General features: G+C 44.3%; 1 protein-coding gene. It reads left to right on the top strand.

Annotated elements, in window-relative coordinates; translation table 11 throughout:
- On the top strand, window positions 1–749 hold a 749-nt coding region (locus tag A9O67_RS13095), incomplete at both ends, for a type III PLP-dependent enzyme domain-containing protein (RefSeq protein WP_231960241.1).

Genomic DNA, 749 nt, shown 5'->3' with positions numbered 1-749 from the left:
GGGATGCGTGTGAAGAGTTTGATTTACCACATCCAACGGTAATTACGGAATCAGGCCGTGCGTTGACAGCGCACCATACGGTGTTAGTGTCCAATGTGATTGGGGTTGAACGTAATGAATTTACCAAAACAACACCGCCTCATGAAGATGCGCCACGTTCATTAATTTCCTTATGGGAAACGTGGGAGTCAATGCAGCACCAAGGTAATAGCCGTTCATTACGCGAATGGTTGCATGATAGCCAGTTCGACTTACAAGAAGCGCACACTCAATATGCTCATGGTGTGTTAGATTTGACCCAACGTGCATGGGCAGAAGAGTTATACCTAAATATTTGCCGCCGTATTCAACAGGATTTAGATCCAAGTAATCGTGCTCATCGTCCGCTAATCGACGAACTCCAAGAGCGCATGGCTGATAAGTTTTATGTGAATTTTTCCTTATTCCAATCGCTACCAGACTCTTGGGGAATTGACCAAGTGTTCCCAGTATTACCGATTGAAGGGTTAGATAAACCATTAGACCGTCGTGCAGTACTGTTAGATATCACCTGTGACTCAGACGGTATCATTGACCATTACGTTGATGGTGATGGCGTTGAAACCACAATGCCAATGCCCGCATATGACCCAGAAAACCCACCAATGATAGGTTTCTTTATGATTGGGGCATACCAAGAAATTTTAGGTAATATGCATAATCTGTTTGGTGATACCGCAGCAATAGATGTCTGGGTTGATAGCCAAGGT

The sequence above is a fragment of the Tepidimonas fonticaldi genome, from assembly GCF_001675355.1.
GTDB classification, from domain to species: Bacteria; Pseudomonadota; Gammaproteobacteria; order Burkholderiales; family Burkholderiaceae_C; genus Tepidimonas; species Tepidimonas fonticaldi.
Note: the sequence above shows the minus strand (reverse complement) of the source record. Positions and strands in the feature narration are given on the sequence as shown.